At 67.1% G+C, this 13,879-nt stretch carries 16 protein-coding genes; 11 read left to right on the forward strand and 5 right to left on the reverse strand.

What is annotated here, in order from left to right; translation table 11 throughout:
* Window positions 1–4 precede the first annotated feature (4 nt).
* From ON37_RS08680 to ON37_RS08690, 3 genes are read left to right on the forward strand one after another with little or no spacing between them, the layout of a single operon-like run.
* The gene (locus ON37_RS08680) at window positions 5–1,243 is read left to right on the forward strand and encodes a hypothetical protein (protein ID WP_040718323.1); all 1,239 of its coding nucleotides are present in this window, start codon (window positions 5–7) and stop codon (window positions 1,241–1,243) included.
* Window positions 1,240–2,031 (forward strand): SDR family oxidoreductase, encoded by a 792-nt coding sequence (locus ON37_RS08685; protein WP_040718325.1) that lies wholly within the window; start codon window positions 1,240–1,242, stop codon window positions 2,029–2,031. The genes ON37_RS08680 and ON37_RS08685 overlap by 4 nt, the downstream gene beginning before the upstream one ends.
* A gap of 37 nt (window positions 2,032–2,068) precedes the next feature.
* Window positions 2,069–3,205, forward strand: coding sequence for a sulfotransferase family protein (locus tag ON37_RS08690; RefSeq protein WP_040718326.1), 1,137 nt, complete (start codon window positions 2,069–2,071; stop codon window positions 3,203–3,205).
* Here the strand turns inward: ON37_RS08690 and ON37_RS08695 are convergent.
* Window positions 3,157–3,543: an ArsR/SmtB family transcription factor gene (locus ON37_RS08695; RefSeq protein ID WP_083892824.1), complete on the reverse strand. Its 387-nt coding sequence runs from the start codon at window positions 3,541–3,543 to the stop codon at window positions 3,157–3,159. The two genes, ON37_RS08690 and ON37_RS08695, sit on opposite strands and share 49 nt — an antisense overlap.
* A 63-nt stretch (window positions 3,544–3,606) precedes the next feature.
* On the opposite strand from ON37_RS08695, the gene ON37_RS08700 reads away from it, so the two are divergent.
* Window positions 3,607–3,948, forward strand: a complete 342-nt coding sequence (locus tag ON37_RS08700) for a putative quinol monooxygenase (protein WP_040718327.1) — start codon at window positions 3,607–3,609, stop codon at window positions 3,946–3,948.
* 43 nt (window positions 3,949–3,991) lie between these two features.
* Here the strand turns inward: ON37_RS08700 and ON37_RS08705 are convergent, their stop codons facing one another.
* Window positions 3,992–4,663: a TetR/AcrR family transcriptional regulator gene (locus ON37_RS08705; RefSeq protein WP_040718370.1), complete on the reverse strand. Its 672-nt coding sequence runs from the start codon at window positions 4,661–4,663 to the stop codon at window positions 3,992–3,994.
* Between the two features lie 140 nt (window positions 4,664–4,803).
* On the opposite strand from ON37_RS08705, the gene ON37_RS08710 reads away from it, so the two are divergent.
* From ON37_RS08710 to ON37_RS08730, 5 genes are read left to right on the forward strand one after another with little or no spacing between them, the layout of a single operon-like run.
* Window positions 4,804–5,955, forward strand: coding sequence for an acyl-CoA dehydrogenase family protein (locus ON37_RS08710; protein WP_040718328.1), 1,152 nt, complete (start codon window positions 4,804–4,806; stop codon window positions 5,953–5,955).
* A 31-nt stretch (window positions 5,956–5,986) separates the two neighbouring features.
* Window positions 5,987–6,745, forward strand: a complete 759-nt coding sequence (gene fabG / locus ON37_RS08715; protein WP_040718330.1) for a 3-oxoacyl-ACP reductase FabG — start codon at window positions 5,987–5,989, stop codon at window positions 6,743–6,745.
* A gap of 20 nt (window positions 6,746–6,765) precedes the next feature.
* A complete protein-coding gene (locus ON37_RS08720) occupies window positions 6,766–7,923 on the forward strand; it encodes an acyl-CoA dehydrogenase family protein (RefSeq protein ID WP_040718332.1) in 1,158 nt (385 codons plus the stop codon).
* Window positions 7,920–9,404, forward strand: a complete 1,485-nt coding sequence (locus ON37_RS08725; protein ID WP_040718333.1) for a long-chain-fatty-acid--CoA ligase — start codon at window positions 7,920–7,922, stop codon at window positions 9,402–9,404. The genes ON37_RS08720 and ON37_RS08725 overlap by 4 nt, the downstream gene beginning before the upstream one ends.
* A 37-nt stretch (window positions 9,405–9,441) precedes the next feature.
* Entirely contained in the window at window positions 9,442–9,894 is a 453-nt protein-coding gene (locus ON37_RS08730; RefSeq protein ID WP_040718334.1) for a MaoC family dehydratase, read from the forward strand.
* A 9-nt stretch (window positions 9,895–9,903) separates the two neighbouring features.
* On the opposite strand, the gene ON37_RS08735 is transcribed toward ON37_RS08730, so the two are convergent.
* The 3 genes from ON37_RS08735 to ON37_RS08745 form a co-directional block, all read right to left on the reverse strand.
* Window positions 9,904–10,368, reverse strand: coding sequence for a nitroreductase family deazaflavin-dependent oxidoreductase (locus ON37_RS08735; protein WP_085997251.1), 465 nt, complete (start codon window positions 10,366–10,368; stop codon window positions 9,904–9,906).
* 53 nt (window positions 10,369–10,421) lie between these two features.
* Window positions 10,422–11,474: an anthranilate phosphoribosyltransferase gene (gene trpD / locus ON37_RS08740; RefSeq protein WP_040718335.1), complete on the reverse strand. Its 1,053-nt coding sequence runs from the start codon at window positions 11,472–11,474 to the stop codon at window positions 10,422–10,424.
* A 163-nt stretch (window positions 11,475–11,637) separates the two neighbouring features.
* Window positions 11,638–12,078 carry a hypothetical protein gene (locus tag ON37_RS08745; protein ID WP_040718336.1) on the reverse strand — a complete coding sequence of 147 codons (441 nt, stop codon included), beginning with the start codon at window positions 12,076–12,078 and terminating at the stop codon, window positions 11,638–11,640.
* A 208-nt stretch (window positions 12,079–12,286) separates the two neighbouring features.
* Between ON37_RS08745 and ctaE the strand changes: the two genes are divergently transcribed.
* Both ctaE and qcrC read left to right on the forward strand, forming a co-directional pair.
* Window positions 12,287–12,898, forward strand: coding sequence for an aa3-type cytochrome oxidase subunit III (gene ctaE, locus ON37_RS08750; RefSeq protein WP_040718337.1), 612 nt, complete (start codon window positions 12,287–12,289; stop codon window positions 12,896–12,898).
* Window positions 12,899–12,979: 81 nt separating this feature from the next.
* The gene (gene qcrC, locus ON37_RS08755; RefSeq protein ID WP_083892825.1) at window positions 12,980–13,858 is read left to right on the forward strand and encodes a cytochrome bc1 complex diheme cytochrome c subunit; all 879 of its coding nucleotides are present in this window, start codon (window positions 12,980–12,982) and stop codon (window positions 13,856–13,858) included.
* The last annotated feature ends 21 nt before the right edge of the window (window positions 13,859–13,879 follow it).

Consider the following 13,879-nt stretch of genomic DNA (forward strand, 5'->3'; position numbering starts at 1 on the left):
CGACATGAGTACATCGACAGGATCGGCACCGGGCACCGACACCGCCGCCGGCAACGGACTTCCGGGCGGCGGCGCGCTCACCGAACCGTTCACCGCGGCGATCGCCGAGGCCGAGAAGCTGATCGCGGCAGCGGATTTCATCCACGACGAGCAGGACCTCGCCGAGGGTTACGCCTACCTCGCGGGCAGTATCGCCGCCTGCCTGCAGCTGTCGGAAACGCACGGCACCAGCCACCCCTACTTCGTCAGCTCGACGGGTCCGCACGCGAAAATGGGCCTGGACAACCCGGATACGCTCTACTACCACGCCAATATCGAGCCGGGTGCGGAGTACCTGATCACCGGCGTCCGGGGCAGTACCGTCGACCTGAGTTTCCAGGTGCTGCGCGGCGACTACACCGCCACCGACGTACCCAACGGCGACGACGCCTTCGACGATCGCCGGCTGCGGATCGCCGACGACGGCAGCTATCAGCTCCGCTTCGGCCCGCCGAAAGCCGATGCCGGACCGAACTATTTCGTCTTGGGCGAGGGCGCCTCGATGCTCGCGGTGCGCGAGGTCTACGGCGACTGGAACGCGGAGAAGAAGGGCAGCATCCGCATCGAACGTCTGGACACCGTCGGGACCGCGCCCGCCGAACCGGGCGTCGACCAGCTGCGCAAGCGATACCGCGCGGCGGCGCGGGCGCTGGTGCAGCGCATCCACACCTGGTTCAACTTCCCCAAGTGGTTCTACCTGGACCTGCCGGTGAACACCCTCACCGAACCGCGGCTCACCCCGGGCGGGCTCAGCACGCAGTACTCCTCGGTCGGCCACTTCGATCTCGACGACGACCAGGCGCTGGTGATCACCGTGCCGAAATCCGATGCGCCCTATCAGGGTTTCCAGCTCGGCAGCCGCTGGTACATCTCCCTCGACTACGTCAACCATCAGACCAGCCTGAACAGCGCGCAGGCGCAGGTCGATCCGGACGGGATGATCCGCATGGTGGTCTCGGCGCGCAACCCGGGCATCACCAATTGGATCGAGACGACCGGACGCCGCCGCGGCATCCTGCAGTTCCGTTGGCAGCGCGTCGCCCGGGAGATGACTCCCGCGGACGGGCCGCAGTTCGCCCTCGTGCCGTTCGACGAGGTGGCGGCGCAGCTGCCGCACTACGACCTCAACCGCATCGACGAGGCGGGCTGGCGGGCGCGCATCGCCGACCGCCAGCGCGGTTTCGCCGATCGGATGCTCGGATGAGCGCCGGAGTGGGCCTGCTGGCCGACAAGGTGATCGTGATCAGCGGTGTGGGTCCCGGGCTGGGCCGCTCGCTGTGCGTGCAGGCGGCCGCCGCCGGTGCGAAGGTGGTGCTGGCCGCGCGCACCGAATCGCGGCTGCGGGAGGTGGCCGACGAGATCGACAGCGCGGGTGGCACCAGCCTGATCGTGCCGACCGACATCACCGACGACGCCGCGGTGGCGAATCTGGTCGAGCGCACGGTCGAGACCTTCGGCCGGGTCGACGCGCTGATCAACAACGCCTTCGCGATGCCGTCGATGAAACCGCTGGAGCGCACCGACTTTCAGCAGATCAGCGACAGCCTGGAGTTGACCGTGCTCGGCACGCTGCGGGCCACCCAGGCCTTCACCGACGAACTGGCCAAGACCCGCGGCGCGGTGGTGATGATCAATTCGTCGGTGCTGCGGCACTCCGAACCGCGCTACGGCAGTTACAAGGTCGCCAAATCGGCGCTGCTGGCGATGTCGCAGACGCTGGCAACCGAGTTGGGCGCCAAGGGTATCCGGGTCAACAGTGTGGCGCCCGGCTACATCTGGGCCGATCAGTTGAAGTGGTATTTCGGTGAGGTCGCCAAGAAATACGGCATCACGGTCGAGCAGGTGTACGAGCAGACCGCCTCCCGGTCGGATCTCAAACGTCTGCCCGAACCGGACGAGATCGCCAGGGCCGTGGTCTTTCTCGCCTCCGAGTGGGCCAGCGCCATCACCGGCCAGACCCTCGACGTCAACTGCGGCGAATACCACGCGTGAGTTCGCGGCGCCGCTTCGCATTCAGTAAGGACAATTCATGACTGCACGCACGAATGTCGGGACCGTCGACGACTTGCACGCGTCGGCCACCAAGTTCTGCGGCCTCACCGATTTCGGCGACGACGACTACACCGAGGCGCTCGGTGTGCTGCTCGACTCCTACCAGCGCGACGCCGACCTCACCGAGCTCGGTTCCAAGATGAATCGCTACTTCCTGCGCGGCGCGCTGGTCGCCCGGGCGCTGAGCGAGGCGTCCTGGAAGGCCAATCCCGGGTACGCCGAGACGAAGATCGAGCGGCCGATCTTCGTCACCGGCCTGCCCCGCACCGGCACCACCGCCCTGCACCGCCTGCTGGCCGCCGACCCGCAACATCAGGCGCTGGAGATGTGGCTGGCCGAACTGCCGCAGCCGCGCCCACCGCGCGAGACCTGGGCCGACAATCCGGTGTTCCAGCGGATCGACGCCGGATTCGCCCAGCATCACATCGAGAATCCGGAATTCATGGGCCTGCACTACATGAGTGCCGCTGAGGTGGAGGAATGCTGGCAGTTGTTGCGCCAGACCGTGAAATCCATCGCCTACGAATCGCTGGCCTATCTGCCGACCTATTCGCGGTGGTTGCAGAAGCAGGAGTGGACCAACGCCTATCAGCGGCACAAGCGCAATCTGCAGCTGATCGGGATGGGTGATTCGAGAGGCTGGGTGCTGAAGAATCCCAGCCACCTGTTCGCCCTGGACGCGTTGCTGGAGGTGTATCCGGACGCGCTGATCATCCAGACCCACCGCGACCCGGTGACCATCGTCGCCTCCTCGTGCAGTCTCTCCGAGCAGGCGACCAAGGGGTGGTCGAACACCTTCGTCGGGGAGACCATCGGCCGCACCCAGCTCGAGTTGTGGTCGCGTGGTCTGCGCGAATTCAATTCAGCGCGAGCGCGATACAACCCCGACCAGTTCCTCGACATCCAATTCGAGGATCTGCGGGCCGATCCCTTCGGCACCGTCGAGAAGATCTATTCGACCTTCGGGCTGGATTACACCGAGTCGGCGCGCGCCGCGATGCGGGCCCTCGACGAGGAGAGCAAATCCGGTGCTCGCAAGCCCGCGCACACGTATTCGCTGGCCGACTACGGCCTGACCGAGGACGAGGTGCGGTCGGTCTTCGCCGACCTCTGATTCCGCTCGACGGTCGCGTCCGCCGAATCCCGGATCTCGGCCCGGAGCAGGTCGATCAGCGCCGGGAAGCGCTGTTCCAGCTCGGCCCGGCGCAGCTGGGCCATATTGCTGTTGCCGCGATCGACCTGACGAATCAGACCGGCCTGCCGAAGCACTCGAAAATGGTGCGTGAGTGTGGATTTGGATACCGGCAGACCGAACGAGCTGCAGGGCCGTTCGGTTCCGTCGGGTTCGGCCAGCAGGGTGAGGACCACCCGGCGCCGGTGCCGGTCCGCGAGTGCGGCGAACACCGCGCCCAGATCGATGTCCTCCGGTGCGGGCTCGGTCGTATCGGGCATGGCATCTCCCATTCCTAAGGTATGGCTTGCATCGTACCTTTGGGACGGCTACCGTCCCAAGGTATGACAGAGTTCGTACCTAAGACCGAGACGCCCTATGCCCTGGTCGGCTTCGCCCGCCCCAAGCCGGAACGGGCCGCCGAACTTCGCGAGTTGCTGTTGTCGTTCGTCGCGCCGACGCGAAGCGAACCCGGTGCGCTCGAATACCACTTCCACGAGGACACGAACGAGCCCGGCACCTTCGTCTTCTACGAGGTCTGGCGATCGAAGGACGACCTGGACCGGCATCTGGCGCTGCCGCATATGAAGCGGTTCTGGGACAACCGGATGGACTACCTTCGGCAGGATCTCGAAATCCGCTGGTTGACCATGCACAGCCCGTACCCGCGGCCGGTCGCCGCGTAGTCACGGGTATCAACCTCGGAAGCCGGGCCCGGGCGGTCCGCAATCACGCTCGCCCGTCGGCGGATTTCTCCCGGCGGCGGGCGCGGCGCTGCTGGATGGCGGCGAATCGGAGCTCCAGGCCCGCGACGAACGATTCCAGCGCCAATTCGAAACTCTCCGCGTCGATTTCGTCGGCCTTGGCGCGCAGCAGATGGGCCTGCTCGAGGTGGGGGTAACGGTCGCGGTAGACCTGCACATCGTCGACGAAGCCGCGGGAGAACGAGCCGATGGTGGAGCCCATCACGACGTAACGGGTGGCGGCGCCGATCATGGTGGCCTGGCGCGGTGGCCAGCCGGCGCCGACCAGGCCGCCGTGCACCGCATCGGCGGCGCGCAGATTCTCGTCGCGCTTCCCGGGGCCGGCGGCGAGGTAGGGCACGAAATTCGGGTGCCGGACCAGGGCGGCGCGATACGAGCGCGCCCATGAGATCAGCCCGGTTCGCCAGTCGGCGGTTTCGAAGGCCGACGCGTCCACATGGGACATGATCCCGGCGGCGATGTCGTCGAGCAGGTCGTCCTTGGTGGGGTAGTGGCCGTACAGCGAGGCGGCTCGAACGCCCAGTTCGGCCGCCAATTTCCGCATCGACAGCTCGGACAGTCCGTCGCGGTCGATCAGCTCCAGTGCCGCCTCGCGGATGCGTTCGCGACTCAGCAGCGGTACCCGTGGCCGGGGCATGCGCGCCACCTCCTTCGCCGCGAATCCGATCCGTGCCGAGGTCAACCTACACGGTCGGCGACGGGGCTCTTGAATATCCGAACGCTGTTAGTTTATCGTGGCGATAGATACCTAACAACGTTCGGTTAGGAGTGTCCGTCATGGATCTGGAACTCGGCGAGGCCCACCGCGAGCTGCGCGAGGTTGCCCGCGCCTGGGTCGACAAGGAGGTCGTGCCCTACGCCACGGCCTGGGATCGCGCCGAATCGGTCGACACCGCGATCGTGCGCAAGCTCGGTGACATGGGATTTCTCGGCATCGAGATCCCGGAGGAGTACGGCGGCTCCGGTGGGGACGCGCTGTCGTACTGCCTCCTGCTCGAGGAGCTCGGCCGCGGCGACAGCTCGGTGCGCGGGATCGTCTCGGTTTCCCTGGGGCTGGTGGCCAAGTCGATCAAGACCTACGGCAGCGACGAGCAGAAACGGGACTGGCTGCCGCGATTGTGCGCGGGGGAGTCGCTGGGCTGCTTCGGCCTCACCGAACCGGGCACCGGATCCGACGCGGCGAATCTGACCACTCGGGCCGTGCGCGACGGCGCGGACTGGGTGCTGTCCGGCACCAAGATGTTCATCACCAACGGCACCTGGGCCGATGTCGCACTGATCTTCGCTCGCACCGGCGGGCCGGGACCGAAGGGCGTCACCGCATTCCTCTTGCCCACGGACACACCGGGTTTCGGCCGCACCGAGATCAAGGGCAAACTCGGCCTGCGCGGCCAGGCCACGGCGGAAATCGTGCTCGACGGGGTGCGGGTGCCGGATTCGGCGCGACTCGGTGCCGAGGGACAAGGCTTCCGAATCGCGATGGCCGCGTTGGACAAGGGCCGGATGGGTGTGGCGGCCGGCTGCGTCGGTGTCGCTCGTGCGTGTCTGGAGGCCGCCGTGCGGTACGCCGGGGAACGCGAGCAGTTCGGCAAATCCATCGCTTCCTATCAGCTGGTGCAGGAGCTGATCGCCGATATCGCCGTCGACGTGGAGGCCGCCCGGCTACTGACCTGGCGGGTCGCCGACCTGGTCGATCGCGGTCGGCCGTTCGGCACCGAGGCCTCGGTGGCGAAGCTGTTCGCCAGTGAGGCCGCGGTGAAGGCGGCGAACAACGCCATCCAGGTCTTCGGCGGGTACGGCTACATCGACGAATACCCGGTGTCGAAATATCTGCGCGACGCGCGGGTCCTCACCCTCTACGAGGGCACCAGCCAGATCCAGAAATTGCTCATCGGCCGCGCCCTCACCGGCGTGAATGCCTTCGTGTGACAACCGCTTTCGAGTTCGAGGAGAGTTTTTCATGTCGGATCAGCGCAGAGTCGCCGTGGTGACCGGAGCCGCGCGGGGGATCGGTGCGGCGACCGCGGCCCGGCTGGCCGCCGATGGCGCGGCGGTCGCCATCGCCGACCTCGACGAGGGTGCCTGCCGGGCCACGGCGGAAGAGATCGTCGCCGCCGGCGGCGTGGCGATACCGCTCGCCGTCGACGTCACCGACGAGGCGGGGGTGGACGCCGCCTTCGACCGGGTCGCAGCCGAACTGGGATCGCTCGACATCCTGGTCAACAACGCCGGTGTGCTGCGTGACAACCTGCTGTTCAAGATGTCGGTCGAGGACTGGGACACGGTGATCTCGGTCCACCTGCGCGGCGCCTTCCTGTGTTCCCGTGCCGCCCAACGGCATATGGTCGCGAAGCGGTACGGCAAGATCGTCAACACCTCCAGCGTCTCGGCGCTCGGCAACCGCGGCCAGGCCAACTATTCGGCGGCCAAGATGGGCATCCAGGGGCTGACCCGCACCCTGGCCATCGAACTGGGCCCGTACGGCATCAATGTCAACGCCGTCGCGCCGGGTTTCATCGTCACCGAGATGACGGCCGCCACCGCGGCGCGGGTCGGCGTGCCGGTCGAACAGTGGCAGGCGAAATCGGCCGAAATCACCCCGATGCGCCGGGTCGGGCGCCCCGAGGACATCGCGAACACCGTCGCCTTCCTCGCCTCCGACGAGGCGTCGTTCATCACCGGCCAGACCATTTACGTCGACGGCGGTCGTCGGCTCTGAAATCCGCCCAGGAGAAGATCATGCGCAGAACCAGCTATACCGAGGATCACGAAGCCTTCCGCCGGACCGTCCGCAAGTTCATCGAAACCGAGGTGGTTCCGGTCTACGACAAGTGGTACGAGGCGGGCATCGTGCCCCGCGAGTTCTATTACAAGCTCGCCGAATTGGGTGTCTTCGGCATCGAGGTGCCCGAGGAAAACGGCGGCGCGGGCATCGAATCGTTCAAATTCCAGGCCGTCCTCATGGAGGAGGCGGCTCGGGCCGGGGTGTCGTTCGGTGGTTCCAGCGTGCATGTCGGACTCTGCCTGCCGTACCTGAAGAAACTCGCCACCGACGAGCAGAAGCAGCGCTGGCTGCCCGGCTTCGCCGCCGGCGAGATCATGTTCGCCATCGCCATGACCGAGCCGGGCACCGGCTCCGATCTGGCCGGAATGCGCACCACCGCAAAGCTTTCCGAGGGCGGCACGCACTACGTGCTGAACGGCGCCAAGACCTTCATCACCGGTGGCGTGAACGCCGACCGGGTGATCGTCTGCGCGCGCACCGCCCCGCCGCGCGCCGACGACCGCCGCTTCGGCATCTCGCTGCTGGTGGTCGATACGAAATCCCCCGGCTACACGGTGGGCCGCAAACTCGACAAGCTGGGCCTGAAGGTGTCCGACACCGCCGAGCTGACCTTCACCGAGGTGCGGGTTCCGGTCGAGGATCTGCTCGGCGAGGAGAACAAGGGTTTCTCCTACCTGGGCCAGAACCTGCCACAGGAACGTCTCTCGATCGCCGTCGGCGCCTACGCCCAGGCCGCGGCCGCGGTGCGATTCGCCCAGGAATACACCGAGCAGCGCAACGTCTTCGGCAAACCGGTGGCCTCGTTCCAGAACACGAAATTCGAACTCGCGGCCTGTAAGGCCGAGGTCGACGCGGCCGAGGCCGTGGTCGACCGTGCCCTGGACGCGCTCGACGCCGATGAGCTCAGCGCCGCCGACGCCGCCTCGGCGAAACTGTTCTGCACCGAGGTCGCCGCCCGCGTCATCGACCGCTGCCTGCAGTTGCACGGCGGCTACGGCTATATCAACGAGTACCCGATCGCGCGGCTGTACGCCGACAACCGGGTCAACCGCATCTACGGCGGGACGAACGAGGTCATGAAGATGATCATCGCCAAGGATATGGGGTTGTGAACGCGACCCTGTCGCTGGCGAGCATCCTCGCCGAACCGGCGCGACGCCGGCCCGGTCACGTCGCGCTCATCGAAGGCGACCAGCGACTTACCTTCGCCGAATTGTGGTGTGCGGCACGGGAACAGGCCGGCGCACTGATCGACCGCGGCATCCGTCCCGGGGATCGGGTCGCGCTGATGTGCCCGAATACCGCCGACTTTCCCCGCGCCTACTACGCGATTCTCGCGGCCGGTGCGACCGTGGTGCCGGTTCATCTGCTGCTCACCGCGGACGAGGCCGAATTCGTGCTGCGCGACAGTGAGGCGACGCTGCTGATCTGTCATCCGCAGGTGGAATCGGTCGGCGCCGAAGCGGCCCGGCGAGTCGGGATCGACTGCGTGCGACCGCAAGCCCTCTCCGGCACGCCGATCGAGCTGTTCGTGCCGCGCGGCCCGCTCGACACCGCGGTCGTGTTCTACACCAGCGGCACGACCGGCCGGCCCAAGGGCGCCGAGCTGAGCCATCTCAACATGGTCATGTGCGCCACCGTCAACGCCTTCGACGCCAACGATGTGCACCGCGACGACATCGCGCTGGGCGCGCTACCGCTGTTCCATGTATTCGGGCAGACGGTATCGATGAATTCGACCTGGCGAGCCGGGGCGACCCTGGTGCTGATGCCGAGATTCACCGCCGCCGAAGCGATTCGGCTGATGGTGGCCGAGCGGGTGAACACCTTCCACGGTGTTCCGACGATGTATCACGGATTGCTCGAGGCGGCCGCCGACGCCGCCGAACTGCCCGGGTTGCGGCTGTGCATCTCCGGTGGTGCGGCCCTGCCGCTACCGGTGCTGGAGCGCTTCGAGGAGGTGTTCCACGCGCAGATCCTGGAGGGGTACGGGTTGTCGGAGACCTCGCCCACCGCCGCGGTGAACCAGCCGGTCTTCGGCGCTCGTCCCGGCACCGTCGGACACCCGGTGTGGGGCGTCGACGTGGAGATCGCCGATCCCGGCCGCGCCGACCGCATCGAGTTGCTGCCCACCGGCAGCATCGGTGAAGTGGTGGTGCGCGGGCACAACGTATTCGGCGGATACACCGGCAATCCGGAGGCGAGCGCGCGGGCCGTGGTCGACGGCTGGTTCCGCACCGGCGATCTCGGCGTGCGCGACGAGCAGGGATATCTGCGGATCGTCGACCGGATCAAGGAGATGATCATCCGCGGCGGATTCAACGTCTATCCCACCGAGGTGGAGGAGGCGCTGCTGCGGCATCCGAAGATCGCGCAGGTGGCGGTGATCGGGGTGCCGGACGAGACCTACGGCGAGGAAATCGTCGCGGTCGTGGTCCCCGCCGATGAGCTGACCGCGGCCGACGTCATCGCCTACGGTCGCGAACATGTGGCACGGTACAAATATCCCAGGCGGGTGGAGTTCGTCTCCGAACTGCCGCTGGGACCGACGCACAAGGTGCTCAAACGCGAACTGAAGCAACGTTTCGGGTGAGCCGCTCGAGCGGGCGGATGCACGGAAGGGACGAGAGATGACCGATTTCGCCGATCTGGACGCGCTCGCCGCGGCGGTGGGCACCGAACTCGGAGTCAGCGACTGGATGCAGATCGATCAGGATCGCATCGACACGTTCGCCGACGCCACCGGCGACCACCAGTGGATCCACGTCGATGCCGACAAGGCCGCCCAGGGCCCCTACGGGCACACCATCGCGCACGGATTCCTCACGCTGTCGCTACTGGTGCCGCTGAGCAACCAGGCGACCACCGTGGGCGGCATCCGAATGGGAATCAACTACGGGCTCAACAAGGTTCGCTTCATCACGCCGGTGCCCTCGGGTGGGCGCATCCGCGCTCGCGTGCACCTGGACTCCGTTACCGAGATCCCCGGCGGCCTCCAGGCGGTCCGTACCGTCACCATCGAATTGGAGGGCGCCGACAAGCCCGCATGTGTGGCCGAAAGTATCGTGCGCTATCTGAAGTGAGAGGGCCGGTCATCCCGTCGCCGGCGTGAGTCTGAGCACCGGGATGGCCCGGTCGGTCTTCTCCTCGTAGCCGCGGAAGCGGGGCTGTTCGGAGCAGATGCGTTCCCATGCCGCCGCGCGTTCGGCGCCCTCGAGCTGTTCGACGTGGACCGGGAATTCGCGTCCACCGACCTCGGCCCACACCTGATCCGGATGAGCGGCGATGTTGTGGTACCAGGCCGGGTTGTCCCGCGAGCCACCCATCGAGGCCGCGATCAACCAGCCCTTGCTGTCGGGGAAGCGGGCCACGGTCACCCGGCGCCGCTGCCCGGATTTGGCGCCGACGGTGGTCAGATACAGCAGATCGATCCCCTGGAACCGGTCGCCCCGGAAGCGGTGGTAGCGCTCCATCGTCCGCATGACGACGCGAGTGACCGGATTCGCCGCCATCGCGGGCTTACCGCGCGTCCCCCGGGGTGTTTTCGGAAAGCTCATGGCACCGCTCCTCGCTGCCTGCTTTCCTGGCGATTCTACCGATCCCGGCGGATCTACTCGCCGAGTTCGTTGCTCACCTTCACCCAGCGATCGAGCAGATGCGTCGCCGCGCCGCTGTCGACGGCCTCGGCGACCCGCTCCAGCGCGGGACGCAGCAGCTCGTGAATATCGGTGCCGGCGTGGGCGGGGGACAATTCGTAGGCGACGACGGCGGCGGCCGAATTCAGCAGCACCGCGTCGCGCACCGCACCGGGGGCACCGGCGAACATCTCGCGCGCGATCGCGGCATTGACGGTCGCGTCGCCGCCGCGCAGGGCCGCCGGATCGACCCGGGCGATACCCAGCCGTTCCGGATCGATCACGGTTTCGCGCTGCTCCCGGCCGGCGACCACCCAGACATCGGTGGTATCGGCGGTGGTGATCTCGTCGAGCCCGTCGTTCCCGCGCACCACCAGCGCGTTGGCGCCGCGCTCGGCGAACGCTCCGGCGATCACGGGGACCAGGTCGGCGAACGCGCAGCCGATCAGGCCCGCGCTCGGCTGCGCCGGGTTGGTCAGCGGGCCCAGCACGTTGAAGACGGTCGGGATGCCGATCTCCTTGCGCGCCGGACCGGCGAAACGCAGCGCCGGGTGGAACAGCGGGGCGAAGCAGAAGCCGATGCCCACCTCGCGCACACACCGGGCCACCGACTCGGGGCTCAGGGCGATGCGCACACCCAGCGCCTCGAGGACATCGGCGCCGCCGCTCTTGGACGAGGCCGCCCGATTGCCGTGCTTGACCACCGGGATTCCCGCAGCCGACACGACGATCGCGGACATGGTGGAGATATTGACGGTGCCGGAACGATCGCCGCCGGTGCCGACGATGTCGACCGCGCCGATATCCAGCGAGACCCGCCGGGCATGGCTCAACATGCCGCTCGCCAGGCCGGACAGCTCGATCGCGGTGGGGCCCTTCATCTTGATGGCCACACCGAAGGCGGCGATCTGCGCCGGGGTGGCGTTGTCGGAGAAGATCTCGTCGATCGCCCACGCGGCCTCCTCCGCGGTCAGATCGACCCCGTCGGTCAGGGCACCGAGAATCTCGGGCCAGCTGCGCGCGCTCATCACATCTCCCGTTCGCGATCGGAGCACCCGGCGACGACCGCGCGGGTGCGCAACGAGCACCCGCCGCGTCGTCGGCAGATGCCCGGCTAGCAGCCTAATCGGAGGACCCGACGGTTTTCCTCCCGGCGGGTGCGGTACCGAACGGCCCGAGCGTGCCCGCGAGCTAGCGAGAGCTCGAATCGACCCCGCTCGGCTGCAGCGCGTCCCAGCCCACCGCGGTGCCGTCGTGTCGCTGGGCCAGACCGGCCATGCGCGACCGTTCCTGCGAACAATGCAGGGCATCGAGGAGCTGAACGCGCTGCAATACCAACTCGATATGACCGGAATCGTCCCGATCGCCGGTCACGGCCTGGTCCACGGGAGCGTAGCCGTCCTGCGCGGCGATCGAGACGACCTCGGCCCGGGCCGCGGCCGGGATCCGCAGATGATGACGCAGCAGCGCCGGTTCTCCCGGCCGCCAGCCGACCGCGCGCTCCAGTGCGCCGGAGCAGGCCTCGGCATCGTCGAAACTCGATACGACGACGACCAGATCCGTTCGTGCCGGATCCAATTCCGCCGTCGCGGCCCGGCCGGACAGCCGCCGCCACACCGATCGAATTCCCATTCCGCCCGCCTTCCGTCGCCCTGTTCCGCAATATTCCACACGCCGAAATTCCCAGCTGTTCACGTTGGCATCGGCGCTCGACCTGCGGGTTCACCGGACACGCCGAATGCTGCCCCAGACCCGCACGCGCGCTGGTGATTCCGGCCCCGACACCCCGAATTCGCACCCGGGTACGCCTGTCGTACTACGACGAGTCATACTTACCGGCGTGACGACCGCAGTAGGGACCCCAGGATCGGCCATTACTCAGCGTGTGCATTCGCTGAACCGGCCCAACATGGTCAGCGTCGGAACCATCATCTGGCTGTCGAGCGAGCTGATGTTCTTCGCCGGCCTCTTCGCCATGTACTTCGTCGCTCGTGCCCAGGCTCATGGCAACTGGCCGCCGGAACCGACCGAGCTGAACCTCAAGCTCGCCGTGCCGGTCACGGCCGTGCTGATCGCGTCCTCGTTCACCTGCCAGATGGGCGTGTTCTCCGCCGAGCGTGGTGACGTCTTCGGACTGCGGCGCTGGTACGTGCTCACCTTCCTCATGGGCCTGTTCTTCGTGATCGGCCAGGGCACCGAGTACCACGCGCTCTACCAAGAGGGCACCACCATCTCGAGCAGCATCTACGGCTCGGTGTTCTTCATCACCACCGGCTTCCACGGTCTGCACGTCATCGGCGGTCTCATCGCGTTCATCTTCCTGCTGGTCCGCACCAAGGTCAGTAAGTTCACCCCGGCGCAGGCCACGGCCGCGATCGTCGTCTCCTACTACTGGCACTTCGTCGACATCGTCTGGATCGGGCTGTTCGCCACGATCTACTTCGTCCGCTAGCCGGGCGGCGGCCGTCACGCGCGGTCCGCGACAAAAACACACTTTGCACAAGTCGGTTCCGTCTACTCCAAAGGGACACAGATGAGTTCATCTCCCCCGTCAGCGCCAGATCCCACGAGCGGGATCGGCAGCGCTGAGAACAACCAGGCCATCAAGACCCGCAAGCAGCGCCGGATGCGCCGCAAGCTCGCCGGCGGTCTGGTTCTTCTGATGGGCCTCGTCGGAGCCGGCTTCGCGGCATCGGCGCTCACCCCGCATGCGCAGGTGGCCACGGCGAACGAGGATCAGTCCGCGCTCATCCGCGAGGGTAAGCAGCTCTACGAGACCTCCTGCATCACCTGTCACGGTGCGAACCTGCAGGGTGTGCAGGACCGCGGCCCCAGCCTGATCGGCGTCGGCGAGGCGGCGGTCTACTTCCAGGTGTCCTCCGGCCGCATGCCGGCCGCGGCGAACGGTTCGCAGATCCAGCGCAAGCCGCCGAAGTTCGACGCCCGCCAGACCGACGCGCTGGGCGCCTACATCGCGGCCAACGGCGGCGGCCCGACCGTGGTCCGCGACCCCAACGGCGAGATCGCGCAGGAATCCCTGATCAAGGGCGCCGACCTGGGCCGCGGTGGCGAGTTGTTCCGCCTCAACTGCGCGTCCTGCCACAACTTCACCGGTAAGGGCGGTGCGCTGTCCTCCGGTAAGTTCGCGCCGCCGCTGGAGCCGGCCTCCGCGCAGCAGATCTACACCGCGATGCTCACCGGCCCGCAGAACATGCCGAAATTCTCCGACCGGCAGCTGTCTCCGGAGGAAAAGCGTGACATCGTGGCATATGTGAAGGATCGCACCGAGTCCAAGCCGGAGGGCGGCTACGGCCTGGGTGGCTTCGGTCCCGCTACCGAGGGGCTGGCGATCTGGGTCATCGGCATCGTGGCGCTGGTCGGCTCGGCGATGTGGATCGGTTCCCGATCATGAGTAACAGCGAACAGGAGCGAA

Source organism: Nocardia veterana NBRC 100344 (assembly GCF_000308855.1).
Taxonomy (GTDB): Bacteria; Actinomycetota; Actinomycetes; order Mycobacteriales; family Mycobacteriaceae; genus Nocardia; species Nocardia veterana.

Coding starts and splice junctions, on each gene's coding strand:
- ON37_RS08680 (WP_040718323.1), top strand. CDS start 5: ATGAGTACATCGACAGGATCGGCACCGGGCACCGACACCGCCGCCGGC.
- ON37_RS08685 (WP_040718325.1), top strand. CDS start 1,240: ATGAGCGCCGGAGTGGGCCTGCTGGCCGACAAGGTGATCGTGATCAGC.
- ON37_RS08690 (WP_040718326.1), top strand. CDS start 2,069: ATGACTGCACGCACGAATGTCGGGACCGTCGACGACTTGCACGCGTCG.
- ON37_RS08695 (WP_083892824.1), bottom strand. CDS start 3,543: ATGCCCGATACGACCGAGCCCGCACCGGAGGACATCGATCTGGGCGCG.
- ON37_RS08700 (WP_040718327.1), top strand. CDS start 3,607: ATGACAGAGTTCGTACCTAAGACCGAGACGCCCTATGCCCTGGTCGGC.
- ON37_RS08705 (WP_040718370.1), bottom strand. CDS start 4,663: ATGCCCCGGCCACGGGTACCGCTGCTGAGTCGCGAACGCATCCGCGAG.
- ON37_RS08710 (WP_040718328.1), top strand. CDS start 4,804: ATGGATCTGGAACTCGGCGAGGCCCACCGCGAGCTGCGCGAGGTTGCC.
- fabG (WP_040718330.1), top strand. CDS start 5,987: ATGTCGGATCAGCGCAGAGTCGCCGTGGTGACCGGAGCCGCGCGGGGG.
- ON37_RS08720 (WP_040718332.1), top strand. CDS start 6,766: ATGCGCAGAACCAGCTATACCGAGGATCACGAAGCCTTCCGCCGGACC.
- ON37_RS08730 (WP_040718334.1), top strand. CDS start 9,442: ATGACCGATTTCGCCGATCTGGACGCGCTCGCCGCGGCGGTGGGCACC.
- ON37_RS08735 (WP_085997251.1), bottom strand. CDS start 10,368: ATGAGCTTTCCGAAAACACCCCGGGGGACGCGCGGTAAGCCCGCGATG.
- trpD (WP_040718335.1), bottom strand. CDS start 11,474: ATGAGCGCGCGCAGCTGGCCCGAGATTCTCGGTGCCCTGACCGACGGG.
- ON37_RS08745 (WP_040718336.1), bottom strand. CDS start 12,078: ATGGGAATTCGATCGGTGTGGCGGCGGCTGTCCGGCCGGGCCGCGACG.
- qcrC (WP_083892825.1), top strand. CDS start 12,980: ATGAGTTCATCTCCCCCGTCAGCGCCAGATCCCACGAGCGGGATCGGC.